This window comes from Kribbella sp. ALI-6-A, assembly GCF_001984195.1.
Classification (GTDB): domain Bacteria; phylum Actinomycetota; class Actinomycetes; order Propionibacteriales; family Kribbellaceae; genus Kribbella.
In genome coordinates, this window is sequence record NZ_MTQN01000009.1 from 779,368 (window position 1) to 805,535 (window position 26,168).

General features: G+C 69.1%; 18 protein-coding genes. 6 read left to right on the plus strand and 12 right to left on the minus strand.

Translation table 11 applies throughout. The features are described 5' to 3' along the window. Nucleotides 1-36: 36 nt before the first annotated feature. Together BWI15_RS12565 and BWI15_RS12570 are read left to right on the plus strand one after the other, a co-directional pair. Nucleotides 37-936, plus strand: coding sequence for a metalloregulator ArsR/SmtB family transcription factor (locus BWI15_RS12565; protein ID WP_237771241.1), 900 nt, complete (start codon nt 37-39; stop codon nt 934-936). Between the two features lie 5 nt (nt 937-941). Next, nucleotides 942-1,532 (plus strand): dihydrofolate reductase family protein, encoded by a 591-nt coding sequence (locus BWI15_RS12570; RefSeq protein ID WP_143465533.1) that lies wholly within the window; start codon nt 942-944, stop codon nt 1,530-1,532. A 19-nt stretch (nt 1,533-1,551) separates the two neighbouring features. Here BWI15_RS12570 and BWI15_RS12575 read toward each other — a convergent pair whose 3' ends face one another. Together BWI15_RS12575 and BWI15_RS12580 are read right to left on the minus strand one after the other, a co-directional pair. Next, nucleotides 1,552-2,505 carry a LuxR C-terminal-related transcriptional regulator gene (locus BWI15_RS12575; RefSeq protein WP_077014494.1) on the minus strand — a complete coding sequence of 318 codons (954 nt, stop codon included), beginning with the start codon at nt 2,503-2,505 and terminating at the stop codon, nt 1,552-1,554. An 84-nt stretch (nt 2,506-2,589) separates the two neighbouring features. Then, nucleotides 2,590-3,411 (minus strand): GNAT family N-acetyltransferase, encoded by an 822-nt coding sequence (locus tag BWI15_RS12580; RefSeq protein ID WP_077014495.1) that lies wholly within the window; start codon nt 3,409-3,411, stop codon nt 2,590-2,592. Nucleotides 3,412-4,077: 666 nt separating this feature from the next. Here BWI15_RS12580 and BWI15_RS12590 point away from each other — a divergent pair. Both BWI15_RS12590 and BWI15_RS12595 read left to right on the plus strand, forming a co-directional pair. Beyond that, nucleotides 4,078-4,254: a hypothetical protein gene (locus tag BWI15_RS12590; protein WP_237771242.1), complete on the plus strand. Its 177-nt coding sequence runs from the start codon at nt 4,078-4,080 to the stop codon at nt 4,252-4,254. 189 nt (nt 4,255-4,443) lie between these two features. After that, nucleotides 4,444-4,764 (plus strand): hypothetical protein, encoded by a 321-nt coding sequence (locus tag BWI15_RS12595; RefSeq protein WP_077014496.1) that lies wholly within the window; start codon nt 4,444-4,446, stop codon nt 4,762-4,764. Between the two features lie 508 nt (nt 4,765-5,272). Here BWI15_RS12595 and BWI15_RS12600 read toward each other — a convergent pair. After that, complete coding sequence (locus BWI15_RS12600; RefSeq protein ID WP_237771243.1) at nt 5,273-6,322, minus strand: LacI family DNA-binding transcriptional regulator; 1,050 nt, start codon at nt 6,320-6,322, stop codon at nt 5,273-5,275. A 61-nt stretch (nt 6,323-6,383) separates the two neighbouring features. Beyond that, the gene (locus tag BWI15_RS12605; protein WP_237771244.1) at nt 6,384-8,468 is read right to left on the minus strand and encodes a discoidin domain-containing protein; all 2,085 of its coding nucleotides are present in this window, start codon (nt 8,466-8,468) and stop codon (nt 6,384-6,386) included. A gap of 465 nt (nt 8,469-8,933) precedes the next feature. Here BWI15_RS12605 and BWI15_RS12610 point away from each other — a divergent pair, with 465 nt between their 5' ends. After that, on the plus strand, nt 8,934-9,866 hold the full coding sequence (locus BWI15_RS12610) for a DUF1996 domain-containing protein (RefSeq protein WP_083750717.1): 933 nt from the start codon (nt 8,934-8,936) through the stop codon (nt 9,864-9,866). A gap of 51 nt (nt 9,867-9,917) precedes the next feature. Here the strand turns inward: BWI15_RS12610 and BWI15_RS12615 are convergent, their stop codons facing one another. The 8 genes from BWI15_RS12615 to BWI15_RS12650 all read right to left on the minus strand — a co-directional run bounded on the left by BWI15_RS12615 (nt 9,918) and on the right by BWI15_RS12650 (nt 24,308). Then, nucleotides 9,918-10,919 carry a sugar phosphate isomerase/epimerase family protein gene (locus tag BWI15_RS12615; protein WP_077014499.1) on the minus strand — a complete coding sequence of 334 codons (1,002 nt, stop codon included), beginning with the start codon at nt 10,917-10,919 and terminating at the stop codon, nt 9,918-9,920. Nucleotides 10,920-11,305: 386 nt separating this feature from the next. Next, a complete protein-coding gene (locus BWI15_RS12620; RefSeq protein WP_077014500.1) occupies nt 11,306-16,699 on the minus strand; it encodes a ThuA domain-containing protein in 5,394 nt (1,797 codons plus the stop codon). 101 nt (nt 16,700-16,800) lie between these two features. Next, on the minus strand, nt 16,801-17,961 hold the full coding sequence (xylA, locus tag BWI15_RS12625) for a xylose isomerase (RefSeq protein WP_237771245.1): 1,161 nt from the start codon (nt 17,959-17,961) through the stop codon (nt 16,801-16,803). Continuing rightward, nucleotides 17,958-19,121 carry a Gfo/Idh/MocA family protein gene (locus BWI15_RS12630; RefSeq protein WP_077014502.1) on the minus strand — a complete coding sequence of 388 codons (1,164 nt, stop codon included), beginning with the start codon at nt 19,119-19,121 and terminating at the stop codon, nt 17,958-17,960. Before BWI15_RS12630 ends, xylA begins: the two co-directional genes overlap by 4 nt. A gap of 36 nt (nt 19,122-19,157) precedes the next feature. Continuing rightward, on the minus strand, nt 19,158-20,225 hold the full coding sequence (locus BWI15_RS12635) for a substrate-binding domain-containing protein (RefSeq protein ID WP_077014503.1): 1,068 nt from the start codon (nt 20,223-20,225) through the stop codon (nt 19,158-19,160). Nucleotides 20,226-20,269: 44 nt separating this feature from the next. After that, on the minus strand, nt 20,270-21,475 hold the full coding sequence (locus BWI15_RS12640; protein ID WP_077014504.1) for an ABC transporter permease: 1,206 nt from the start codon (nt 21,473-21,475) through the stop codon (nt 20,270-20,272). Continuing rightward, nucleotides 21,475-22,983 carry a sugar ABC transporter ATP-binding protein gene (locus BWI15_RS12645; protein ID WP_237771246.1) on the minus strand — a complete coding sequence of 503 codons (1,509 nt, stop codon included), beginning with the start codon at nt 22,981-22,983 and terminating at the stop codon, nt 21,475-21,477. The genes BWI15_RS12640 and BWI15_RS12645 overlap by 1 nt, the downstream gene beginning before the upstream one ends. Before the next feature lie 44 nt (nt 22,984-23,027). Beyond that, entirely contained in the window at nt 23,028-24,308 is a 1,281-nt protein-coding gene (locus tag BWI15_RS12650) for an ROK family transcriptional regulator (RefSeq protein WP_237771247.1), read from the minus strand. A gap of 293 nt (nt 24,309-24,601) precedes the next feature. Here BWI15_RS12650 and BWI15_RS12655 point away from each other — a divergent pair, with 293 nt between their 5' ends. Next, nucleotides 24,602-26,134, plus strand: a complete 1,533-nt coding sequence (locus tag BWI15_RS12655; protein ID WP_077014505.1) for a glycoside hydrolase family 71/99-like protein — start codon at nt 24,602-24,604, stop codon at nt 26,132-26,134. Nucleotides 26,135-26,168 lie beyond the last annotated feature (34 nt).

Here is a 26,168-nt window from a genome sequence, read left to right on the forward strand (position 1 = left end):
CGTCAACAACGTCGGAGCCACTTCCGCGTTCTCGACATGGCCATCGAACCGAGATATTCATTGACAGGAATATTCTTGAATGCGAATATTTCCGGCATGGACAAGCTTGCCGCCGCCCTCGGGGACGCCGCTCGGTGGCGAATCGTCGAACAGCTCGCCGATCATCCGCGATCCGTCGGCGAACTGGCTGAACTGACCGGGCTGCGGCAACCCCAGACCACCAAGCACCTGCAGACGCTCGCGCGGGCCGGCCTCGTCACGGTTTTCCCGCTCGGCCAACGCCGCGTGTACGCACTGGAGAGCGAACCGCTGCAGGCACTCGAACGCCGACTGCGCGAGCTGGCCGAAAGGACCGTCGCCCACGCGGACGAGCGCGACGTGATCGCGCGCTACCGAACGGCCATCGAGCGCGAGTCCGCGGTGGCCGACCAGGACCGATGGGCCGACGGCCGCCTGTTCTCCTTCGAACGAGTGCTGGCCGCGTCGCCGGACGTCGTCTGGCGGTACTGGACCGACCCCGAGCTGCTCGCCTCCTGGTGGGCGCCGCGGCCGATGACGATCGTCGACGCCGCGCTCGAACCCAGTCCGGGCGGCCGTGCCGTTCTCGAGTACGCCGATGCGGAGGGCCACCGATACCGGTCCGAAGGAACGGTGAGCACGGCGCGGGACAGCGAACGGCTCGTGTTCACCCTGGCCGTTCTGGACGCGGAGAGCGCGATCTCGTTCTCCAGCCAGTACGCCGTGGAGCTCGCGGCGGCCTCGGCCGGCACGCGTTTGCGGCTCGACCTGCGGATCGACGAGACGACCGTCGACGCGGTCGCGTACATCGCCGGCATCGAGACCGGCTGGAACCAGGTGCTCGACAACCTCGCCGAAGTGATCGGCGAAGGCGCCGCGTCGCGGCGTACCGCAACTTCGACCACGGACAAGGACTGACTGCCATGAACCAACGCACGGTGACCGCGAACCTGGCCCTCACGCTCGACGGGCGCTACCACGGACCGGCGGGGCCGAACGACTTCGGTGCGTTCGCGCCGTACGTCAGCTCGGAGGTCGCGCGCGATCAGCTGACCCGGATCTGGGAGAGCGCGACCACCGCCGTTCTCGGCCGGAACAACGCCGAAGGCTTTCTCGGGTACTGGTCGCCGGTCGCCGAGGACCCGGCCGCGGACCCGCGCGACCGCGGCTATGCGAAGTGGCTGGTGGAGACCGAGAAGGTAGTCTTCTCGACCACGCTGACCGAGGCGCCGTGGGAACGCACCCGGCTCGTCAACGCCCCGGCCGCGGAGGTGATCACCGAGCTGAAGTCCACCGGTGACGGTGACATCCTGGTCAACAGCAGTGCGACCCTCATCAAGCCGTTGCTCGCCGCGGACCTGGTGGACCGGCTGTACCTGATGGTCTTTCCGGAGATCGTGGGTGGTGGGCAGCGGCTGTTCGACGACGGGCTGCCGGCGACGAAGTGGTCGCTGTCCCACCAGGAGACCGGCGAGCTCGGCGAGATGGCGCTGGTCTACGACCGCGTTCGCTGACGGCGGGACCGCTCCCCCGTCAGAGCCAGTTCTGGCGGGAGGCCTGAACACCGAGCTGGAAGCGGGTCTGCGCGCCGAGAACCTCCTGCAGGCGACTGATCCGCCGAGCGACGGTTCGCTCGCTGACGCCGAACTCGCGCGCGATCGACTCATCGGTCAGACCCGCACTCAGATAGGTGAGCAGGCGTTTGGTCTCCAGCGCCGGCGCTCCGATCGCCTCGGTGTTCTCGGTCCCGCCGGTGATCGGGACCGACACCCGCCACAACGCGTCGAAAACTCCGACCAGACCGGTCAGGAAAGGCGAATGGTGCACGACCATCGCCGCGGTGTTCACGATCCCGCCGACCGTCGTACGGGCCGAGACCAGGGCCCAGCGGTCGTCGACGACGGTCAGGTTCAACGGGACCTGAGGGAAGACCCGGGCCTGCTCGCCGGCGTCGACGCACTGCTGGACCATCCGGAGCGCGTCCGGGTCCTGCAGCACCCGGGTGCCGTAGATGACCTCGTACGAAACGCCGCGCGAGAGCGCGTCGAACAGGCCCTCGACGATCTGGTGGTTCGGCGAGGCCAAGTTGCCCACTGTCATCGCGCGAACCTGCTGCTGGGCGTCGACCTGTACGCGGTTGAGCACTTCTCGCGCCGTTTCGGCCGAGGGCAGCAGTTCGACGTACGTCTGCTGACCGATGCCCGCGGTCCACAGGTCGGAGAGCAAGGAAGCGCTCTCCCGGGCCAGCTGCGCCTCCGTCGTGCGGCGCCGAGCGACGGCCTCCATCGCGAGATGCGGCGGTTGCGGGAGAACCTTGTCGTCGGACCGCTCCATCAGTCCGATCGCGGCCAGCTCGCGTAGCGGCGTGTCGAGGTCGGCGCCGTGGCGCTGCACCAGATCGGCCTGGTCGAGGGCACCCCGAGCGATCAGGTCGAGGTAGATCGCCTCGGCCTCGGCAGAGATCCCCAGCGCCCGGAGTTGGTACATCCCTCCTGTCTACCAGTTGAACGCCGGGCCAACGTAGACCTTCTGAGCCCCGTTCCCGCGAGATCACTCACACCGGCGAAGCGGCTACCGGTCGTGACGCTCGCCGTCGCGAGGGGTGAAGACGTACGGCGTCGTCGTGGTGACGGGCAGGAAGCCGAGCCGCTGGAGGATCGGCGAGCTGTCGTCGGAGGCGTCGACCTGGAGGTAGCGGTGCCCGAGCTCGACGGCTCGCGCCGCGCGGACAGCGACCAGGGCCTTGTAGATGCCGCGACCGCGCCATTCCGCCAAGGTCGATCCGCCCCAGAGACCGGTGAAGTCGGTGCCCGGCTTGTGGACGGCCCACGCGGCGGAGACAACGGTGCCGTCGGCCACGGCTACGTAGATGTCGGTGTCGCCCGCAGCGCTACGGCCGGCCAGATCCTGAGTCAGCCAGGACCAGTCCTCGCCCCAGACCGTGGACTCCATCGCCGCGATGCGTTCGAAATCGGCCAGGTCTGTCGTCCGGCGAATCGTCACGCCGTCGACAGCCTCCCGCCCCCGCAGCTGAGCGGCGACGACCGCGCTCTCCGCGATCACGACCGTTTCCCGCTCCTCCGGGACGAACCCGGCCGCCGTCAACCGGTCAGGCAGGTCCTTGGGCAGGTCGTGGCCACGGGTCTTCCACTCGACCGCCTGGCCCTTCGCCGCGAAAAAGTCCCGCTGGCGCGCGATCAGCGCGTCGAGTTCGGCCCCGTCGAGGCCCTCGAGAGAGCGGTAACTCACGAACCCCCGCGTCGGGTACTCCACCCGGACCACCGGGCCGTCCGTCGTACTCGGGACACCGGAGGTCTCGGCGTCACCGCGCAACTGCTTGTCGTACGCCGCCAACAGTTCGGCGATCCGCTCGTCCCGCGTCGTTTCCGTCACCGCAGGACTGTTACACGCGGCCGGGTCGCCGCGCGCTCGAATTTCGAAGGCGCCGGACCGGAGCCGAGGCGCTGGGGTGATCCGCTCGTGGTCGAGGACGCCGGTCAGTCGAGCGGTCCGGCGACGCAGGCCCGCCGATAGCCGAACCGCGCCGCCAGCCGTCGCCACCACGCCACATGTGCGGCAGGTCCCAACCGCCCGTCACCACAAGCGTCCGCAGGCCGGGGATCGGTCGCGCCAGCTCCGGAGCGCGCTCTCCCGCGACGACCAGCCGCCCGACGCCGGCCGGGTCCGCCGTTGACCGTCTCGCGGACTTGGTCGGCCGCGTTCTGTCGCGCGACCAGCAGGTTCAACGGGTCCATCGTCGCTCCTCCAGCTCGGGGCGCCGTACCGGCGCCTTCACTGGTACGTCGGACCTCGGCCGGCGTTCTTGACATCACTCCCGCTAGGTCAACCAGACGGACCTGCTGGGTCCGGGTTCCGGGGAGCTGGACCCGAGGCTATTGGCCACGATGCTTGGGACGCTGCGGGATGCTGTCAGGCGCGGTCGTGCAGGGTGACCTGGTAGCCGTCGGGGTCGGCGAACGTGAACGTCCGGCCGAAGGGGCCGTCGATGGGCGCGGACACGGTGGGGTGGCCGTCGGCGGCGAGACAACCGTCGGGAAAGTGCTGCCCACGCGACTCACGCCTCGCGGCCGAGCCAGCCTCAAGAAGGCGTCCGCCGCGGTCCGGTCCGTCGAGGTCAGGATGCTGGCCGGCCTGACCGAGACCGAGCGGTCAGACGCGTTGCGGATCCTGCGAAGCATGATCCATTCCCTGCGCGACGGCGATCCGGATGCCTAGGGTCCTACCTGCATGTTTCGTCCCCGCCTGGAGTTCGCGGACGCAACCCTCGTCGCAACTGCCCGGCTCCAGGCACACGTACCGCGACAGCGCCGCCGTCGCCAACTGGCTGCATAGACTGGTGCGCTCGTGGTCCAACCCGTGACGTCAACGCGTGCACTGACAACGCTCGACCCGAAGGACTGAGCCGTGCCTGACCGACCTGAGATTGTCTGCATCTGCGGCTCGACCCGGTTCGTGGACGAGATGCGCGCGGCGAACCGCGACTTGACCCTCGCAGGCGTCATCGTCCTCGCGCCAGGCGTCTTCCTGCCCGAGGATCGCGAAGCACACGAGTCCATCACCGACGAGCAGAAGACCGCGTTGGGCGCCCTCCACCTGCGGAAGATCGACCTGGCCGATCGCGTCCTGGTCGTCAACCCCGGCGGGTATATCGGGGAGTCCACACGCAGCGAGATCGCCTACGCCCGCGCCACCGGCAAGCCGATCACGTTCACCGATCCTGTCTGACCAGTCGACGCTCAGCGGGAAACGAGTGTCGGCCAGTCGGCTGGCGTGTTGCCAGAGAGTCCTGGATGTCGTCGGACCTTTGCTCCTGTGGCGTGATGTGGTTGAAGTCGCCGAATGGCCCACCCGGAACGTGGTGGCCAACGGGCTTTCGGCGGGCTGGGTCCAACAGATGAGCCCAGGCGGCAGAGCCACGGCCTTGCGATGTCGGCCCGGGGTGGTGGTGCCGTGTGGCTTCGGGTGGTGGTGAGATTCGAGTAGTCCGCAGGGAATCGAGGTGTTCTGGGCTGGCGATAGATACGACGCCCGAGCGGCCGAGCCAGCCGAGGGCCAGATCCCGGCCCCGGAGCGTGACCTTCATGCAGGCGACCTTGAAGCCGAGCACACGCCCTTTCGCGCTGATCCGCTGCAACTCTGTTCACTGGAGGTAGATCGCGAACCGATCAGATCGTTCCGGGGGCGCTGCGTGAGCCCGAAAGACAGCAGCAAGGGACATCTGCTCTTCTCCTCTTCAGGCTGAGTCTCGTTCGACCAGGTGTGGGTCGAAGATCTTGCACTCAGGCCGCCAGGTCGGGCTGGTGAACTGCGCCAGCAGGAGGCGGGACATCTCCGCGGCCATCTCCTCCATCGGTTGAGCGATGGTGGTCAACGCGGGAACCGACGTACTCGCAGGGGTGCTGTTGTCGAAGCCGATGACCGCCACATCGGCGGGTACGACCCGGCCGGCGTCGCGTAGCGCGCGGAGAGCGCCGGCGGCCATGAGGTCGTTGGCGGCGAAGACGCCGTCGAGGTCCGGGACCCGGGTCAGCAGATCGATCATCGCCACTTCCCCACTGTCCTGGGTGAAGTTGCCATAGGCAACTGACACCGACGGCTGACCGTGCCTGGCCATGGCCTGGCGGAAGCCGGTGAGGCGGTCCTGGGCAGCGGGGACGTCGGTTGGTCCGGCGATCGTGACGACCCGACGGCAACCCCGGGCGACCAGGCGGTCGGCGGCGAGGCCCGCGCCGACCTCATGGGCGAGGTCTACGTAGCTGATCGGCGCATGGAGCGCCGGCCGGGCGAACAGCACGGCGGGCAGGCCGGCGTCCACGAACAGGCCGGGCAGGGTGTCGTCGGCATGGGTGGAGACCAACAGTGCACCGTCGGCGTTGCCGTGGCGGACGAAGTCGACCGCTTCAACCCGCGCCTGCTCGGAGTCGGCGAGCACGAGGGTCGGGTGGATGCCCATCGTGCGCAGGTGCTTGACCATGGCGCCGGTGATCCGGCCGAAGAACGGGTCGCCGAAGATTTCTTCCGCGCAGCCGTCCGAGCCGGAGATCACCAATGCGACCGCACCGGTCCGGCTGCCGGCCAGCGCACGGGCGGCCTTGTTCGGCCGGTAGCCGGTCTTCTTGATCGCGCGGTCGACCTTGGCCCGCAGCGCCGGTGCGACGGTGGTGACGTCGTTGATCACCCGCGACACGGTGGCCCGCGAGACGCCGGCCTCGGTGGCGACGTCTTCCAGGGTGGGTGCCCGACTGTCCTTCATGGCAACGGATGTTATCTCTGTCAACGTCAAGTCCCCTGCTCGTTGTCCACAGGTACGGCGGCCCGCCCCCGGGCCGCCGTACCCGGTCATGTCAGCGTCGGTAGACGCCGAACTCGTAGAGCGAATAGCCGAAGCCGGTACCTCGTTGCGTGCCGGTCAGCCGCACATAGCGGCCCGAACCGGTCACCCCGAGGTCGTCGACGTCACCGTTGCCGTCGGCCGTGCTGTAGACCGGCCGCCAGTTCGAGCCGTCGTCCGAGGCCTCGATCCGGTACGACCGGGCGAACGCGCCCTCCCAGATCAGCTGGATCCGGTCGAACGACGTCACAGCACCCAGATCCACCTGGATCCACTGCGGATCGGCCCAGTCGCTGGCCCAGCGCGTGGTGTTGTTGCCGTCGGTCACGTTCGACGGCGGGTACGGTGCGCCGTCGCCGACCTGCTGGTACGACGACGCGGTCACCGGCTTGCCGCGGGCAACGTTCGTACCCGCGACCGGCGGCGCCACGACCCGGAACGAGCGGGTCTCGATCCCGACGTTGCCCTTGCCGTCCCGCACGTAGTCGTACAGCTTCCAGACCCCGAGCCGCTGCGGCACGGTCACCGTGAACGGCCCCGTCCCCGACGACGGGGTGGTCACCAGCGAGCCGTTGTTGTCGATGTACTTGCCGCCGACCTTGAACTCGTGCGTCAACGCGTCCCCATCGGGATCCGTGACGGCGACATCCACCTGGATCGTGCCCCCGGCCGGTACGTCGGTGGTCCGGCTGAGCGTCATGTTGCTGATCACCGGCGGGGTGTTGCCGCCCGCCGGGCCGCCGTACGCCTGCCGGATCGCGTAGTACGAGAGCCGCTTCTCGCCGCCCGGCGCGATGTTGAACCAGACCGCGCCGAAGTCGTTCTCGTTGCCGTAGTGGAACAGCGTCGCCCCGAGCGCGACGCCGGTGTGGCCGGTGACGCAGTTCCAGGCCTGCAGGTAGCCGTCGCGCTTCTGCACGTCGGTCGGCTCGTTCGGTACGCCGTTCGCGTCGTTCGGCACCTCCCACTCGCCGGCGGGTCCGCCTTCGGTGAGGATGTACGGCTTGGTGTAGCCGCCGTTGATCCAGTCCTGCCTGACCTGGCAGACGTTGCCGTAGGAGTTGACCGCGAGCAGGTCCAGATCGGGCGAGTACTGCTTGTAGTACGGCCAGGCGCCGGTCCAGGCGTCGGTCGACGTGACCGGGTGGTTCGGGTCGATGGCGTGGATCGCCTTGGCGCCCTCGTTGACGAACTTCGCGTACTCGATCCGCTGCTGCTCCAGCTCCGCGCCGGAGTAGCAGTTCTGCAGGCCGAGCACCGACTCGTTGCCGACGTTCCACAGCAGCACGCCGGGGTGGTCCTTGTACTCGGTGGTCCAGCGCCGAATCTCGCCGAGCATGGTCTGCTTGTACGTCGTGTCGGTGACGTAGTTGACACAGCCGCCGCTGCCGGGCCCACCACCAGGCTGGAGCCAGTAGCCGGCGATCACGCGCATGCCGTTCGCGGCCGCCGAGTCGAACAGCGGCTTGGAGCTCGCGTCCGTGCCCCAGGTCCGCAGCGTGTTGACGCCGATCGACTTGAGCTGCGGCAAGTGCTGCGGGGCGTCGGCCGCTGCCGGCCCCCAGGTCAGTCCCTTCACCTGCCACGGCGCTCCGTTGACCAGCAGCTGCCAGTTGCCCTGGGTGCCGGCGACCTGGACGGTGCCGTTGCCGGGCTGGGGGCCGCCGGTGCCGGGCGTGCCGTGCACCTCGAACTCCCAGAGCGAGTAGCCGTAGCCGCCGACGCGCTGCGTGCCGGTGAGGCGGACGTACCTACCCGTGCCGTTGACGGTGAGCGAATCGGTGCCGCCGTCGCCCGTCGTCGTGCTGTGGAGCGGGCGCCAGTTCTGGGCGTCGTCGGAGACCTCGACCCGGTACGCCGTCGCGTACGCGGCTTCCCAGTGCAGGACGACCTGGCTGATGGTCGCGGCCGAGCCGAGGTCGACCTGGAGCCACTGCGGGTCGCTGAAGACGCTGGACCAGCGGGTGTTGAGGTTGCCGTCGACGGCCGCGGTGGCCGGCGTACCGGCGCCCTCGGACGACGAGGCGGTGACCGGTCGGCCTTGGGACAGCAGGGTCGCCGCTTGGGCGGGTGCGGCTTGCAGAACGAGGTTGCCCAAGAGCAACGTGCTCAGCGCAACGGTTGCTGCAAGCAACGAACGGCCCCGCCGCCGGACGCGGGGCCGAAGGCCGGCGGCCGCGCGGTCCCGGGACCGGACACGGCCCGGTCCGGCGCGGTGGTCCGGCGGAGGGGGTGGAGTGGGCGGAATCATCGAGGCGTGCTCCTTCGCTGTGTGCGTTCGGGCGGGACAGCACAGCGACCGGCCCCCGGCATCACACCCGCCGGGAACGGTGCGCGAGAGTCAGAGAGCGCTCTCTCGCGCTCTGATCGTGGAGCCTGGCGAACGGGTTGTCAACGGTTCGTTCACGCTCGCCCGGTTCCGGAACCGGGCGGGGGTTGACACCGCCGACGCCCGGATCAAGGCTGTTTCAGAGAGCGCTCTCCCGCGATCCCAAGACCGCGGGCCGCGTAGTACCGAGTCCCTGCCCACCGCCCCGCGGAATCCCCCGACAGGAGGACATCCGTGTTCAGCAAGAGGAAAACAGTCCTGTTCGCCGGCGGCACCGCCGCCCTGATCCTGAGCGCTGTGCTGACCGCCGTCACCGGCTCGTCCGCGCAGGCCGACGACCTGGTGACCCACCACGAGTTCCAGGTGAACTGCACGGTCAACCACCGTGCGAACGACGACCCCATCGTGTTCCCCAACCTGCCCGGCGCGTCCCACGAGCACAGCTTCGTCGGCAACAAGACGACGAACGCCGCCACCACTCTCACCAGCCTCACCGCGGCCGGCGCGTACGCGACCACCTGCCTCAACCCCGACGACCTCTCGGCGTACTGGTGGCCGACGATGTTCCGCGGCAACCAGCCGGTGATCCAGACCTGGCACCAGACCATCTACTACAAGTCCGGCATCCTCGACTACCGGGCCGTCCGGCCGTTCCCGCCGGGCCTGCGGTACGTCGTGGGCAGCCCGACCGCGAGCCAGGAGGAGTTCCGCACCGCTCCCGGCGCCGTCGAGGGCTGGGAGTGCGGGGACTCCGCCCACAACTGGGACTTCCCGGCCAGCTGCCCGGCGGGAACCCAGCTCAACATCCGCTACCAGGCCCCGAGCTGCTGGAACGGGCGCGATCTCGACTCACCGGATCACAAGAGTCACATGGCGTACCCGGTGAACGGTTCCTGCCCGGCCAGTCACCCGAACCCGGTACCGATGCTGGAGTTCAAGATCGCGTTCCCCGCCGACGGGAACACCACCGACGTCCGGCTGGCGAGCGGACGTGGTTACACCTGGCACTACGACTTCTTCAACGCCTGGGACGTGCCGACGCTCGCGGCCCTGGTCAGCCACTGCATCAACGGTGGCCTGCAGTGCAACTCCAAGGGCTTCGACCTCTACAAGCCCGACCGCGGGCAGGTCCTCGGCGACAACTACCGGTTGCCCGGACGCCCCTGAAGCACCTGTGGTGCCGGGTCAGGGCAGGACCCGGCACCACAGGAGGACTTGTCAGGAAGAGAAAGCGGCGTCGAACGAAGCGGTGGGCGGGTCGAAGGCCAGCTTCTTCACGAACTGCAGCGCCTCGGCCGCGCCGACCAGCCGGTCCATGCCGGCGTCCTCCCACTCGACCGAGATCGGGCCGTCGTACCCGATCGTGTTGAGCATCCGGAAGCACGCTTCCCACGGGACGTCGCCGTGGCCGGTGGAGACGAAGTCCCAGCCCCGCCGCGGGTCGCCCCAGGCCAGGTGCGAGCCCATCCGGCCGTTGCGGCCGTTGCCCACCTGGCGCTTGGCGTCCTTGCAGTCGACGTGGTAGATCCGGTCCTTGAAGTCCCACAGGAAACCGACCGGGTCGAGGTCCTGCCAGACGAAGTGGCTCGGGTCCCAGTTCAGGCCGAACGCCTCGCGGTGCCCGATCGCCTCCAGCGTGCGGGTGGTCGACCAGTAGTCGTAGGCGATCTCCGACGGATGCACCTCGTGCGCGAACTTCACGCCAACCTCGTCGAACACGTCGAGGATCGGGTTCCAGCGGTCGGCGAAGTCGGCGTACCCGGCGTCGATCATCGCCGGCGGCACCGGCGGGAACATCGCGACGGTCTTCCAGATCGCCGAGCCGGTGAAGCCGACGACCACGTCCACGCCGAGCGCGCGGGCCGCCCGGGCGGTCGTCTTCATCTCTTCGGCCGCGCGCTGACGGACACCCTCGGGATCCCCGTCGCCCCAGATGTGCGCGGGCAGGATCGCCTGGTGCCGCTGGTCGATCGGGTCGTCGCAGACCGCCTGGCCGAGCAGGTGGTTCGAGATCGTCCAGACCTTCAGGTTGTGCTTCTCGAGGATGTCGAGACGGTTGCGGACGTACGCGTCGTCCTCGGCGGCCTTGCGGACGTCGAGGTGGTCACCCCAGCAGGCGATCTCGAGCCCGTCGTAGCCCCATTCCGACGCCAGCCGAGCCACCTCCTCGAACGGCAGGTCGGCCCACTGGCCGGTGAACAGGGTGATCGGTCGAGCCATGTCTTACTCCTTCGTCGTTCGGTACGGCGTGCAAGAAGCCGGGCTGGGGCGGGCGAGTACAGCTGAGGTGAGGGAAAGCGGTGGGACCGGGGGCGGCCAGCCGGGCGGCGTCGGCGTCGGCCGGGGTCAGCGTCGGGCGGGGTCGGCGTCGGCCGGGGTCTTCGGAGTCGATCGGGCTGCGGCCGGAAGTCGGTCGAGGGTGTCCCCGGCGCCGCGGCCGGAGCGCTTGCACCGGGCGCCGGGGACGGGGCGGTGAAGCCCCCGCCGCCGGGCGGGACCGCTCTGCCGTGCGCCCGGTGGGGCCGAACCACCTGGCACTCGACAGCTCCTGCACGCCTCTCCGCGTCGGACAGGGTGCGATCCCGCACAGCGACGTGTTCATCGGGTCAGAGCTTCCGCTTCAGGTCCGACCCGACAGCTACCAGCAAGGTCCGGGCCGGCACGTCCCGGACCGTGCGTGCCTGCGCCAGGAACAGGTCGAGCGCGACCGCCGCGACCGCCTCCCGGCCCTGGCGATCGTGCTTCTCGGCCAGTGTCAGCTGCACCTTCATCACCGTGGCCGTTGCTGGCGGCAACGTCTTGGCGACCCGGTACCGCTCGACCAGCTTCAGCGCCTCGGCGTACGACGAGAACACGGTGAACGGCACCTTGGTCACCGACGTGTTGCCCGCCTTGTCCGTGGCTGTGGCCGCGAGCTCGTGCGCACCGAGCCCGAGCGCGACCCCGTCCAGGGTCCCGCCGGCCGGGAGCGCTTTCCCGTCGACGGTCAGCGTCACGCCGGAGAGCCCGGAGAGCGCGTCCTCGGCCGTGGCCGAGACCGTGACCACCGAGGCCACCCCGAGCTGGCCACCGGCCGCCATACCGGTCACCGTCGACTTCGGTGCGGTCCGGTCGACCTTGACCGTCACCGACTCCGGCGCCGACACGTTGCCCGCGGTGTCACTGGCCCGCACCTGGATGGTGTGCGTCCCGTCGGTCGAGAAGGTGACCGGAGCGGTGTACTCCGACCAGTCCCCGTCGCCGATCTTCTGCTCCAGGTACACCTGTCCGGGCTGGTTGTCGGTCGCCATCGCCGTGGCGACGACCGCGCCGGTCCACCAGCCGTTCAGACCGGACGGCGCCGACGGGTTCAGCGACAGGCTGACCTGCGGTGCGACCGTGTCCCGGACGAGCTTGAAGTAGTCGAACTTCGCCGTCTTCGAGGCCAGCTGGTCGGCCCCGAAGGCGTAGATCCCGAAGCTCGCCGACGCCAGCGCCGGGTTGGTCACGGCCGGGAGAGCCGTCCAGGCCAGTCCGTCCGCGCTGTACGACCCGGTGAACGTCGAGCCAGTCTTGGCCAGCCGCAGGTACCAGACGCCCTGCGTCGGAGCCGGCGCGTTTGGTGCGGGCTCGACGATCGCGTTGTTCACCTCGCTGCGCAGCTCGATCCCCCGCGTCACCGCGGAGCCCGGAGCGTTGGTCGCGAGGTAGTCCAGCTTCACGTAGTTCGCGTCGTCGCCGTACACCATCAGCCCGGCCTGCTGGTACCGCTCGTCGAAGGCCGAGGCGTCCACCTTGGTCTCGATCGTCCAGTCACCGTCGGGAGCCGGCTGCAGCAGCAGGTTCTTCGGGTTGGTGGCCGTGCCCTGGTAGATGTCGCCGTTGCTGGTGTCGATCTCGACCGCTCCCCCGGTCACCCGGTACGCCGCCGGGTCGGGCCGCACGATCGCGGACCACCGGCACGCGTCCAGCGTCGTACCGGCGAACTCGTCGTCCGGGGTGGGGACCTCGGCCGTGTCGTCCGGCGTGATGCTGAAGTAGTCGAACTGTGCCGCCAGCGGCAGCGCCTCGGTCCGGTTGGCCAGACCGAACATGCCGATCCGGGGATTGCTGATCCCGGCCAGCTGCTTGGTCTCCGGCATCTCGGTGAAGGTCGCGCCGTCCGAGCTGTACGACGACTTCAGGTTCGCGCCGTCACTGGTGAACCGGACCCACACCGTGTCCGGGTACGCCGCGCCGAGGTTCGCCGTGTTGGACGCGGCCACCTCGTTCGGCGCACCGGCCTCCTCACGGATGAACTGGAAGATCCGGTCCGCCGCCGACGGAGCACCGGTCGACCGTCCCTGCAGCACCATCTTGGCGTAGTTGTCGTCGTCGCCGTACACGATCAGTCCGGCCTGCTGGTAAGCGAGCCGGGCCGGCATCGTCAGCTTCGCGGTCGCCTGCCAAGCACCGGCAGGCAACGGCTGCAGCACGATGTTCGGCGTACCGGTGTTGCCGGTGCCGTAGATGTCGGTCGCCGTCAACGGCAGCACCAAGTTGCCACCAGCAACCGACAGCTCCTGGTTGCCCCGGACAACCGCACTCCACCGGCCGGTGTCGAGCGTCGTACCGTCGAAGCCGTCCGACCGTCCGGTCAGACACGTCGGCGCCGCCGGCGAGTCCACCTTGATCGTGATCTTCGCGGTGCCCTTCGCCCCGCGGGCGTCGGTCACCGTGACCGTCGCGACGTGCGTCCCGGCCACCGTGTAGGTGTGGCTGGGCGAAGCACCGGTGCCGGTTCCGCCGTCGCCGAAGCTCCACGCGTACGACAACGGGACGTCACCCTCGGGGTCGGTGGCCGACGAGGTGAAGTCCACCTCGAGCGGCGCCTTGCCCTGGACGACCGAGGCCGACGCCGTGACGACCGGCCGCTGGTTCTCGGTGACGCCCTTGCCGATGAACTTCACCCAGTTGACGTTCAGCTGACCCGTCGTCTTGACGAAGTACAGCGGACCGCTGGTCAGCGAGGCGCCGCTGACCGGCGCGGAGAAGTTGCCGTACGTCTGCCAGGCACCCGTTGGCGTCACCTGGATGGTGGCGACGACCGGGCCGTCAGTGGGCGAACCCTGCCGGACCTGGACCGTCGCACCGGCTTCGGGCGAGGCGGCCCGCAGCTCGATCCGGTCGATCCCGGTCAGGTTGGTCGGCTTCCAGCCCCACCAGTCGCCGTCCTCGATGAACCCGATGTTCTTGCCGCCACCGGCGGTGTCACCGGTGTCCTCGACCTGGACGCCGGGCGTCGCTCCCGGGCCACCGGTCTCGCTGAAGTACTCCGCCTCGCGGGTCTTCGGCTGCAGCTGCACGACCTTCTCGGTGGTGATCGCACCGGTGCCGGGGGCACCCTTGTCGGTGTACTTCACCGTCACGATGCCGAAGATGTTCGCGCCGACGTGCCCCTCGTCACCAGGAAGCGGGAACGTCCCCTCGCAGCCGTGGTACAGCTCGTACCCGTGCGCGTGCTCGTCGTGCCCGAGGGCCGGCTGGGTGACCACGTCCTGGCAGTTCACCGTGCCGTCCTCGGGATCGGTGACGGTCACCTTGTAGCGGATGGTGTCGCCGAAGTCGAAGAAGCCGCCGTTCAGCGGAGCCTCGATCGAGATCGTCGGAGCGGTGTTGCCGGCGGTGATGGTCCGGTTCGAGACCGCCGTCCGGCCGTCGCTGTCGGTCACGGTCAGCCGGGCGGTGAAGACCCCGGCCGTGGTGTAGGTGTGGGTCGGCTTGGCCTCGGTGGAGTCGGTCGTCCCGTTGCCGTCGAAGTCCCACGCCAGCGTGATCGGCTGCCCGTCGGGATCACGCGACCCGGTGCTGTCGAAGGCGACCGTCAACGGCACCGGCCCGGACGTCTTGTCGGTGCTGAACTGGGCGATCGGCGCCCGGTTGCCCTGCACGTAGTCGATCCGGTAGATACCCGAGTCCGCGTTGTTGCCACCGAACCCGCTGCCCCACTCGATCACGTACAGCGCGCCGTCCGGGCCGAACTGCAGCGCGTGCGGCCGGACGAAGTTCAGCTTGCCCAGCATCCGGGACACGTCGGCGACCTTGGACCGGTCGTCGTTGAGCTGCACCGAGAACAGCCGGCTGTCGTTCCAGTCGGCGAAGACCGCCTTGCCGTCGAAGTACTGCGGCCACTTGCGGTCGGAGTCGCTGTCGGGGTCGAACTGGTACGCGCCACTGGTCATCGGCGCGCCACTGCCACCGATCTCCGGTACGCCGGTGGTCGACTTGCCCATCCACAGGCTGGCCGGGATCGCCGCGGGCAACTGGGTGATACCGGTGTTGTTCGGCGAGTTGTTCACCGGCGCGTTGCAGTTGAACGTCGCCCCGGACGTCCCGGTGGCGAAGTCGTGGTCGTTGTACGGCGTGTTGTTGCCGACGCAGTACGGCCAGCCGTAGAAGCCCGGCTTGTCCAGGATGTCCCACTCGACCCGGCCGTCCGGGCCGCGCGTCGGTGAGACCTGCCCGGCGTCGGGACCGTAATCGGCCACGAACAGGTGATTGGTGGTCGGGTCGATGCCGATCCGGAACGGGTTGCGGAAGCCCATCGCGTAGATCTCCGGACGGGTCTTCTCGGTCCCGGCCGGGAACATGTTGCCGGCCGGCACCGTGTAGGAGCCGTCGGGCTCGATGTGGATCCGGAGCACCTTGCCGTTCAGGTTGTTGCTGTTGGCGGAGCTGCGCTGGGCGTCCCAGGCGGCGCGGCCGGACCGCTCGTCGATCGGCGAGTAGCCGTCGGAGTCGAACGGGTTGCTGTTGTCACCGGTGGCGATGAACAGGTTGCCGTTGTTGTCGAACTCCAGCGCGCCACCCGCGTGGCAGCACTGCGCCCGCTGGGTGTCGATGCGGATGACCTGCTTCTCACTGGCCAGGTCGAGCGTGTCGCCGTTCACCTTGAACCGGGAAACCCGGTCGAAGGCCTCGGTACCGGCCGGCGAGTAGTACAGGTAGAGGAACCCGTTGGTGTCGAAGGCCGGGTCGAGCGCGATGCCGAGCAGGCCGAACTCCTGACCGGTGTAGACGTTCAGGGTGCCCGCGGTGACGACGCTGCCGTCGGTCTTGACGATCTTCACGGCACCGTTGCGGTCGATGTAGAAGACCCGGCCGTCCTTGGCGATGGTCAGTTCCATCGGGTTGGAGGTGTCGTCGTCGAGCGTGACCTTCTGGTAGCTCTCACTCAGCGACGCGCCGCAGTCGGCCGGCTGAACGCCCGCCGCGGTCTTGATCCCGCCGAGCAGGTGCTCGCGGAAGGCAGGTTCGGCGTACGACGCGATCGTGTGGCCCATCCCGGTGTACCAGGCGCGGCCGCCGTCGTAGTCCTGGCACCAGGCGATCGGGTGCTCGGCGCCCATGTTGCCGCCGGTGTAGGTCTTCTCGTCGAGCGAGGCGAGCACGTGCACGGAGTCGCGCGGGTTGGTCCGGTAGTTGTACCACTCGTCGGTGCGGTTCCAGGTGGTCGGCGCCTCGGCGGTCGACGGGTGCGCGTGGTCCTCGACCTTGACGTCGGCGTTCGGCGTACCGGGTGGGTGGCTGTCGAAGTAGCTGCCCACCAGCTTGCCGTACCAGGGCCAGTCGTACTCGGTGTCGGAGGCCGCATGCACGCCGGCGTAACCACCGCCACCGCGGATGTAGCGCTCGAACGCCGCCTGCTGCTCGGCGTTGAGCACGTCACCGGTGGTCGACAGCCAGATGACCACCTCGTACTTGGCCAGCTCGGTGTCGTTGAACATCGCCGCGTCCTCGGTCGCGGTGACGGTGAAGTTGTTCGCGGCCGCCAGGTCCTTGATGGTCTGGATGCCGGTCGGGATCGAGTCGTGCCGGAACCCGGCGGTCTTGCTGAAGATCAGTGCGTTGAAGGTCTCGTCGCCGTGGCCCGGATGGGCCCGCGCCGGAACTGCGCCGAGCGGAATCGCCAACGTGGCGATCAGCGCCAGCAGCACGGCACGGAGAACCGTGCCGTGCAGGCGCCTGCGTAGCTGGTGCATGAGGTGCTCCTTATGGGTCGGATAAGGTGCGCGCTCCATCGGTTCCGGGGCGGGTCCCCGGGCGTCGGCCCTGGTACAGCTACTGCGGGTGTGCGGTTGTGTCAGCGGACGCCGAGCAAGTGCTCCATCGCCAACTGGTCGAGCTTCTCGAAGCCGAGGCCACGAGCGGCCAGGGCGTCGGGGTCGTAGGTTGCCTTGCGCAACTCATCCAGGGACTCCCCCGCGCCGAGCGTCGGCTGGGCCAGGTCCGCGACCCGCGCCGCGGCGAGCGCCTCGGCGACCTCCGGGTCGGCCCGGAACGCGGCCACCTTGTCGCGCAGGATCAGGTAGTTGCGCATGCAGCCGCGCGCGGTCTCCCAGACGCCGTCGATGTCCTCGGTGCGCGGCGGCTTGTAGTCGAAGTGCACGTAGCCGTCGTATCCCGGCTGGCCCTCTGCGCCCTGCAGCACGTCGACGGTCCAGAACGCCTCGCGCAGGTTGCCCGCGCCGAAGCGCAGGTCCTGGTCGAACCGGGGACCGTGCTGCCCGTTGAGGTCGATGTGGAACAGCTTGCCGTGCCACAGCGCCTGGGCGATGCCGTGCGCGTAGTTCAAGCCGGCCATCTGTTCGTGCCCGACCTCGGGGTTGATGCCGACCAGGTCGGGGTGCTCGAGGTCGTTGATGAAGGCGATCGCGTGCCCGATCGTCGGCAGCAGGATGTCACCGCGCGGCTCGTTCGGCTTCGGCTCCAGCGCGAACCGGATGTCGTAGCCCTGGTCGCGCACGTACGACGTGAGCAGGTCCATCGACTCCTTGTACCGGTCCAGCGCGGCCCGGACGTTCTTCGAACCGCCCGACTCCGCCCCTTCCCGGCCGCCCCACAGCACGTACGTCGTGGCGCCGAGCTCGGCGGCCAGGTCGACGTTGCGCAGCACCTTCGCCAGCGCGTACCGGCGTACGTCACGGTCGTTGGCGGTCAGACCGCCGTCCTTGAAGACCGGGTGGGCGAACAGGTTCGTGGTGGCCATCTCGACCACCAGGCCGGTGTCGGCCAGCGCCTTGGTGAACCGCTCCAGCACCTGCTGGCGCTGCGCGTCGTCCGGCACCAGGTCGTCGTCGTGGAAGGAGATCGCGGCGGCGCCCAGCTCGGCCAGCTTCTCGACCGCCAGCACCGGGTCGAGCGGCGCCCGCACCGCCGTACCGAAGACGTCGACACCTTCCCAGCCGACCGTCCACAGTCCGAACGAGAACTTGTCGGCCTTGCTCGGGGTGTATGCGTTCACTCTGGAATCTCCTGCCATTGTCGGGAGTTCGAGCTGTCCTCGACGGCTGCCAGGACGCGCTGGACCTGCAGGCCGTCGGCGAACGACGGCTCCGGGTCCTTGCCCTCGGCAATCGCCGTGACCAGGTCGACCACTTGGTGGGTGAAGCCGTGCTCGTAGCCGAGCAGGTGACCCGGCGGCCACCAGGCCGCGACGTAGGGGTGCACCGGCTCGGTGGCCAGGATGCGCCGGAAGCCCGCGGTCTCGGGGTCCTCGGTCGCGTCGTAGTAGTGCAGCAGGTTCATGTCCTCGAAGTCGAAGGCCAGGCTGCCGGCCGAGCCGTTGATCTCGATCCGGATCGCGTTCTTGCGGCCGGTGGCGAACCGGGTCGCCTCGAAGACACCCAGGGCACCGCTGCGGAAGTTGGCGATGAACACCGCGGCGTCGTCGACGGTGACCGGGCCGCGTTCGCTGCTCGCCGTACCGGACAGGCCGCTGTGCGCCTCGGCCTTGGGACGCTCCTTGACGAAGGTCTCCAGGCGACCGCTCACCTCGGCGATCCGGTCGCCGGTGATGAACTGGGTCAGGTCGACGATGTGCGCGCCGATGTCACCGAGCGCGCCGGAGCCGGCCTTGTCCTTGTCGAGGCGCCACGACAGCGGCGCCTCGGGGTCGGCGATCCAGTCCTGCAGGTACTGCGCCCGGACGTGCCGGACGGTGCCGATCTTGCCCTCGGCCACCAGTTTGCGGGCCAGCGCGATCGCCGGGACCCGCCGGTAGGTGAACCCGACCATCGACCTGATCCCGCTGCCCGCCGCCTTCTCCGCCGCGGCGGCCATCGCCTCGGCCTCCGCGACGGTGTTGGCCAGCGGCTTCTCGCAGAGCACGTGCTTGCCGGCCTCGAGCGCGGCGATCGCGATCTCGGCGTGGCTGTCGCCCGGCGTACAGACGTCGACCAGCTGGACGTCGTCACGATCCAGCAGCGTGCGCCAGTCGGTCTCGGTCGTGCTCCAGCCGAGCTTGCCCGCGGCCTCCTGCACCGCCTCGGCGTTGCGGCCGCACAGGACGTTGAGGTCCGGGTGCAGCGGCAGGTCGAAGAAGCGCGGCGCGTTGCGCCAGGCCTGCGAGTGGGCGGCCCCCATGAAGGCGTAACCGATCAGGCCGATGCCCAGGTTCGTCATACCGTGTGTTCCCTTTCTCAGCTCTCGCGGTGTTGGTCAGCTTTCGAAGGCGGTCGGGAGGTACTGGTCCACGTTGTCCTTGGTGACGACCGGCGCGTACAGCTGGACGGTGCGCGGCACCTCGACCTCCACCAGGTCGCCGAGGGCCTTCTTCTGCACCAGCAGGCGAGCCAGCCGGACGCCGTCCGCGCCCTGCGTGGACGGGTAGATGACAGTCGCCCGCATCAGCGTGTTGCCGGCCTTGATGTCGCGCATCACGTTCGCCGAACCGGCGCCACCGACGACGAAGAACTCCTTGCGGCCGGAGTTCTTGATCGCGGCCATCACGCCGACCCCCTGGTCGTCGTCGTGGTTCCAGATCGCGTCGATCTTCGGCGCGGCCTGGAGCAGGTTGGCGGCGGCCTTCTCACCGGACTCGACGGTGAACTCGGCGGCGACCCGGTTGTTCACCTTCAGGCCGCAGTCGGCCAGCGCCTCCTTGAAGCCCTGGCTGCGGGCCTGGGTCAGCGGCAGCGAGTCGATCCCGGCGATCTCGGCGATCACCGCGTCCTTCTTGCCCTTCATCTCCTGGCAGATGTAGGTGCCGGCCGAGACGCCCATGCCCTTGTTGTCGCCGAGCACGGTGGTCCGGGCCGCGAAGTTGCTGCTGAACTCGCGGTCGACGTTGACCACCGTGATGCCGGCCTCCATCGCCTTGGTCGCGACGGGGGTCAGCGCGGCGCCGTCGAACGGCAGCAGCACGATCGCGTCGACCTTCTGGTTGATGAAGGTCTCGACCTGGCTGATCTGCTGGCTCACGTCGTTGGTGCCCTCGGCCACCACCAGTTCGACGTCGGACAGCTTCTTCGCCTCGGCCTGAGTGGCCTTGGTGATCGCGCTCATCCAGCCGTGGTCGGCGGCCGGCGCGGAGAAGCCGATCTTGACCTTCTGGCCCGGCTCGTCGTTCTTTCCGGCGGCCGCCGGCTGGTTGGAGTTGCTGTCGGCGGTCTTCTCGGCCTCCGGGGTGTTGCTGGTGCAGGCGATCAGTGCCAGCGAGCTCAGGCCGGCCACACCGGCGACCTTCAGGGATCGTGCTGTCAGGAACCGCGCGGGTCGTGCGGACATCGTCGTCCTCCAATGTGCGAACTGCTCTACAGGGGTAACGGAACTCATGGTGTGGTGGCGCGGGCGGCCAGGCGCTGCTGGAGGAGGACCGCGATCACGATGATCAGGCCCTTCGCCACCGACTGCGCGGAGAAGCTCAGGTTGTTCAGGGTGAAGACGTTGTTCAGCGTCGTGAAGATCAGTACGCCGAACACGGTGCCGACGATCGTGCCGCGGCCGCCGGACAGCAGCGTGCCGCCGATCACCACCGCCGCGATCGCGTCCAGCTCGTACAGCACACCGTGGGTGGAGCTTCCGGTCGTCGTCCGGGCCATCAGCATCACCGCGGCGATCCCGCAGCACAGGCCGGCCAGCACGTAGAGGGCGACGGTGTGGCGCTGGACCTTGATGCCGGCCAGCCGAGCCGCTTCGGCGTTGCCGCCGACCGCGAAGGTGCGGCGGCCGAAGGTGGTGCGGTTGAGCAGCACCCAGCCGAGCGCGGAGACGATGACGAACATCCAGACCAGCACCGGCACGCCGATCACCGAGCCGCCGAAGATGTCGAAGAACGACCTGACGGAGATGATCTGGGTCTTGCGGTCGGAGATGATCTCGGCCAGACCGCGCGCCGCGGCCAGCATCGCCAGCGTCGCGATGAACGGCACGATCTTGCCGTAGGCGATCAGCAGGCCGTTGACCAGGCCGCAGGCCGAACCGACCAGCAGCGCGGTGGTGACGATGAAGATGACGCCGTAGTCGGCGGCCAGCTGCTGGGTGGCCAGCGTGGTGGCCCAGACCGACGACAACGCGAGCATCGCGCCGACGGACAGGTCGATGCCACCGCCGGTGATGACGAACGTCATACCGATGCTGACCACGCCGATCACCGCGGCCGCCCGCAGGATGGTGAGGACGTTGGCGCTGGTGGCGAAGGTGTCACCGGAGGTGACGACGCCGACGATGCACAGCACCACCAGCGCGACCACGAGTCCGACGTTGCGCCCCATCCCGCCGCGCAGCAGGGCCGCTCCCCCGGTACGCCGTGGCGCCCCCGGCTGGGTCGTGGTCGACTGGGTCGACGCCGTACCGCCGTCGAGTGCCTGGGCCGGCAATCCGTCCCGCGGCCCCTGGGCCGCCTGGGCGGGCAACCCGGTGGCTGATCCCGCTCCCGCCGGCGTGGCGCCGGCGGTGCTGGGAACGGAGTCCTGGACGGAGGGCTTTCCGTTCGGTGTTTCGGGGTTCGTCCCCGGTCGTGCGACTTCCTCGCCCATCACACGGCACTTCCTTCCATCACCAGGTCCAGGACCCGGTGCTCGTCGATGTCCACCGCGGGACCGGTGTGTACGGCCCGCCCCTCCCGCATCACCACGACCCGGTCGGCCAGACCGAGCACTTCCTCGACCTCGCTGGAGACCAGCACGATCGCGACTCCGTTCGCGGCCAGCTTGCGAATCAGCGCGTAGATCTCCGAGCGCGCGCCGACGTCGACCCCTCGGGTCGGTTCGTCCAGCAGCAGCACCCGGCAGTCCCGGAGCAGCCAGCGGGCCAGGACGACCTTCTGCTGGTTGCCGCCGGACAGGTTGCGCACCGGATGCTCCACCCCCGCTGGGCGGACGTCCAGCGCCTTGGTCAACTCCTCCGCGGCCTTCTTCTCCGCGGCGCCGTTGAGGAACCCACCGCTGGCGAACCGCTGCATCGTCGAGACCGTGATGTTCTTGTAGACCGCCTCGTCGAGCAGCAGCGCCTGGCTCTTGCGTTCCTCGGGCGCCAGGCCGACACCGGCCTTGACCGCCGCCTGGACCCGGCCCGGCTTCAGCTCGGTGCCGTCGACGCGGACGGATCCGGTCGCGGCCCGGCGAGCGCCGTACACGGTCTCCAGGATCTCGGAGCGGCCGGAACCGACCAGGCCGGTCAGGCCGAGGATCTCGCCGGCCCGGACCACGAAGCCGATGTTCTCGAACTCGCGCGGCCGGGACAGGTCGGTCACCTCGAGCACGGTCGGCGCGTCGTCCGGAACCGTGCCGCGGGGTGGGAAGACGTACTCGATCGAGCGGCCGGTCATCAGCCGGATCAGCTCGGACGTCGGCGTCTGGCGCGCGTCCAGGCCGGTGGCCACGGTGGCGCCGTCCTTCAGCACGGTGACCCGGTCGCCGATCTCGCGGATCTCCTCCAGCCGGTGCGAGATGTAGATGACCGCGACGCCGCGGGACGTCAGGCCGCGGATCACCCGGAACAGGTTGCCGACCTCTTCGGAGTCGAGCACGGCGGACGGCTCGTCCATCACGATCAGCTGAGCGTCACGGGACAGCGCTCTGGCCATGCTCACCACCTGCTGACCGGCGGCCGGCAGCAGCCCGACGGCGCGGCCGACCGGGATCTCGCCGTGGCCAAGGCCTTCGAGGATCTCCCGCGCCCTGGTGTTCGCCTCGTGCCGGCGGGTCAGCCCGAAGCGGGCCGGCTCGTGGCCGAGGAACACGTTCTCGGCGACGGTCAGGTCGGGCACCAGGTCGAGCTCCTGGTAGATCGCGGCGATGCCGAGGTCGATCGCGGCGGTCGGGCTGTTCAGCGCGACTTGCTTGCCATCGACAACGATCGCGCCCTGGTCGGGCTGGTGCGCGCCGGTCAGCACGCGGATCAGCGTCGACTTGCCGGCGCCGTTCTGGCCGAGCAGGCAGTGCACCTCGCCCCGCCGGACGTCGAGATCGACGCCGTCCAGTGCCCGGACGCCTGGGAACTCCTTCACGATCCCGGTCATCCGCAACAGTTCTTCGTCGGCCACCCCATCACCTCTCCTACTGACCCCGCCCACGGTGTTCTGACTGCTCATTGCGCGACTCCGGTGGCGTCGCGGCCGACCAGGGTCGGGTCGAGAAAGACCTGGTCCAGCGAGATCTGCGCGCCGCCGCGGACGGCGGCGGTGAAGCCCAGCTCGGACTGCACGACGCGGCAGCCGCCGCCGTCGGGAGCGATCACGCGATCGCGGATCGCGCTCTCCAGCGGTTCCTTGAGCCAGGGGCCGAGCACGGCGAAGTACCCGCCGAGCACCAGCACGTCCGGGTTCAGGATGTTCACCAGGATCGCGCCGCCGATGCCCAGCCAGGTCCCGACGTCGGCGAGTGCGCGCAGAGTCCGCGCTCCGCCGGCCTCGGCCCGGCGGGTGATTTCGGCGAGCCGCTGCTCGACGTCGAGCGACGGGTCCCGCACCGGGTCGTCCGCGTCGGTCGCCTTGTTCAGCAAGGCGGTCAATCCGACCACGGTCTCCCAGCAACCGGTCCGGCCACAGCCGCAGATCCCACCGGCCGGCGCGACCGGCATGTGCCCGACCTCGCCGCTGAAGCCGCGGCCGCCGCGCAGCAGATGCCCGCCGGCGACCATGCCGCCACCGACGCCGACCGCGCCGGTCAGCAGCACGATGTCCTCGACCTTGCTCCCGGTGTCCTTGCGCAGTTCCGAGTACGCCGCGAGCGCGGCCAGGTTCGCCTCGTTGTCCACCCGCACCGGGTACGCCGGACCGCCGAGCCGGTCGCGCATCGCGTCGACGATCTGCAGCTCGCCCCAGCCGAGGTTGGGCGCGAGCTTGAGCGAACCGGTCGTGCTGTGCACCAGGCCCGGCGCCGCCAGCGTCAGGCCCGCGGTCTGCCCGCCGCGCGCTCCGACGGCCGTCACGGCTTCGTCGACCAGCTCGGCGAGGCGGTCGAGCGTCGTACCGGGCTCGAGGTGGGCCACGTCGAGCGGGACGCGGCGTTCGATGATCGTGTCGCCGCTGAGGTCGAGCGCGGTGACGGCGAGGTAGTCGACGTTGATCTCGGCGCCGACTCCGCAGACCGCGCTGCCGTCGAGCTCGACCAGCTGGCCGGGGCGGCCGAGGGCGCCACGCTCGGACTCGGCGCGGCCGTCGCGCAGCAGCCCGCGCTCGACCAGCTCGGCGACCAGGCTGGAGACGGTGGCCTTGTTCAGGCCGGTGTCCGCGGCGATCCGGGCCCGTGACTTGGGACCCTCGGAGCGCACGTGGCGGAGAACGACGGACAGGTTGTTGCGGCGCAGCGAAACGTGGTCAGCGGCAACCATGCCGCCGCCCGGCCGACGACCGTCGGTCAGCGTCACAAGACCCCCACCCCTTCTCCCCCGACAGGAGAACGGCACCGGCACTGTGATGCCAGTCACAGACTTTGTCTGTTGAGCCAACAAACTAAGTACGCAGGCTTTCGCCGTCAAGATGTTGCGGCCAGATTTCTTGCGAATTACCGGCTGTAAGAGAACGCTCTCTCTGCGGATCTCGTAGTGATCTTGCAAGAATTCGTCAAGCTCTTGCGATCAGGTCTTGCGTCGTGAAGCGACCGTTTGTACGCTCGGCGCCACTCTCCGCAGTCCTGCCCGCCCCCACCAGGAGCCTGCACATGGCACTCACACGACGTACTTTCCTGGCCGCCTCCGCGGCCACAGCGGCGACCGCCACCACCGTCGGCAGCACCCTCGCCGCCTCCGCCACCACCGCGACACCGGTGGCCAGTCCGCCGGGCGACGTGGTCGGCAAGATCACCGTCGGCTACCAGGGCTGGTTCGCCTGCGCCGGGGACGGTGCCCCGATCAACGGCTGGTGGCACTGGAGCAACAACTGGGGCCAGCCGCCGTCACCGACCAACAACGCCCTCGGCAGCTGGCCGGACGTGCGCGACTACACCGCGACGTACCAGACGGCGTACGCGAATCTCGGCAACGGCCAGCCCGCGAAGCTGTTCTCGTCGTACGACCAGCAGACGGTGAACACTCACTTCCAGTGGATGCAGCAGAACGGCTGCGACACGGCCGCCCTGCAGCGGTTCAACCCGTTCGGCGGCGAAGGCCCGACCCGGGACGCGATGGCGGCCAAGGTGCGCCAGGCCGCCGAGCAGTACGGGCGCAAGTTCTACATCATGTACGACGCGACCGGCTGGCAGAACATGCAGTCGGAGATGAAGCAGGACTGGATCGACAAGATGCGCGCGTACACGTCGTCGCCGGCGTACGCGAGGCAGAACGGGAAACCGGTGGTCTGCATCTGGGGCTTCGGGTTCAACGAGGGCAACAAAGCCTGGCCGGCTTCGGTCTGCCTCGACGTGGTGAACTGGTTCAAGGCCCAGGGCTGCTACGTGATCGGCGGCGTACCGACGCACTGGCGACGCGGCGTCGAGGACGCGCGGCCCGGCTACCTGGACGTGTTCCACGCCTTCAACATGCTGTCGCCGTGGATGGTCGGGCGGATCAGCGACGTCGCGGGCGCGGATCACTACTACAACAACGTGAACCAGCAGGACCAGGCGGACTGCAACGCGCACGGCATCGACTACCAGCCGTGCGTGATTCCCGGTGACCTGCAGTCCGGGCACCGGCGGCACGGCGACCTGATGTGGCGGCAGTTCTACAACCTGACCCGGGTCGGCGTGCAGGGCATGTACATCTCGATGTTCGACGAGTACAACGAGGGGAACCAGATCGCCAAGACCGCGGAGAGCGCTGCCTGGGTTCCCCAGGGATCAGGGATCCGGGCGCTGGACGAGGACGGCACGGTCTGCTCCTCGGACTACTACCTGCGGCTGACCAACGACGGCGGGCGGATGTTCAAGGGGCAGATCGCGCTCACCCCGAACCGGCCGACGCCGCCGATGCCGCCGCAGGGCGCGGGCGGGGTGATCTTCTACGAGCATGTGGACTACCTCGGCGCCGCCGGAGCTGCGCTTGCCAAGGGCAACTACACGCGGGCGCAGCTGCAGGCGGCCGGCGTCCAGGACAACTGGGCGTCGTCGGTGCGGATCCCGGCGGGCTGGACGGTGACCGCGTACGCGGAGGACAACTTCAGCGGACAGTCGTGGACGTGGTCGTCGAACACGCCGAACTTCACCGCCCTGTCCCCCAACGCGAACGACCACTTGACGTCCTGCCGGATCCAGTAGGTCGCGCACAGCAACGAACCCGGCCTCCGACAAC

What these genes read in the sequence shown, in the direction of transcription:
- BWI15_RS12640 (WP_077014504.1), bottom strand. Translation starts at nt 21,475, where the DNA reads ATGGGCGAGGAAGTCGCACGACCGGGGACGAACCCCGAAACACCGAAC.
- BWI15_RS12570 (WP_143465533.1), top strand. Translation starts at nt 942, where the DNA reads ATGAACCAACGCACGGTGACCGCGAACCTGGCCCTCACGCTCGACGGG.
- BWI15_RS12620 (WP_077014500.1), bottom strand. Translation starts at nt 16,699, where the DNA reads ATGCACCAGCTACGCAGGCGCCTGCACGGCACGGTTCTCCGTGCCGTG.
- BWI15_RS12615 (WP_077014499.1), bottom strand. Translation starts at nt 10,919, where the DNA reads ATGGCTCGACCGATCACCCTGTTCACCGGCCAGTGGGCCGACCTGCCG.
- BWI15_RS12575 (WP_077014494.1), bottom strand. Translation starts at nt 2,505, where the DNA reads ATGTACCAACTCCGGGCGCTGGGGATCTCTGCCGAGGCCGAGGCGATC.
- BWI15_RS12655 (WP_077014505.1), top strand. Translation starts at nt 24,602, where the DNA reads ATGGCACTCACACGACGTACTTTCCTGGCCGCCTCCGCGGCCACAGCG.
- BWI15_RS12565 (WP_237771241.1), top strand. Translation starts at nt 37, where the DNA reads ATGGCCATCGAACCGAGATATTCATTGACAGGAATATTCTTGAATGCG.
- BWI15_RS12635 (WP_077014503.1), bottom strand. Translation starts at nt 20,225, where the DNA reads ATGTCCGCACGACCCGCGCGGTTCCTGACAGCACGATCCCTGAAGGTC.
- BWI15_RS12630 (WP_077014502.1), bottom strand. Translation starts at nt 19,121, where the DNA reads ATGACGAACCTGGGCATCGGCCTGATCGGTTACGCCTTCATGGGGGCC.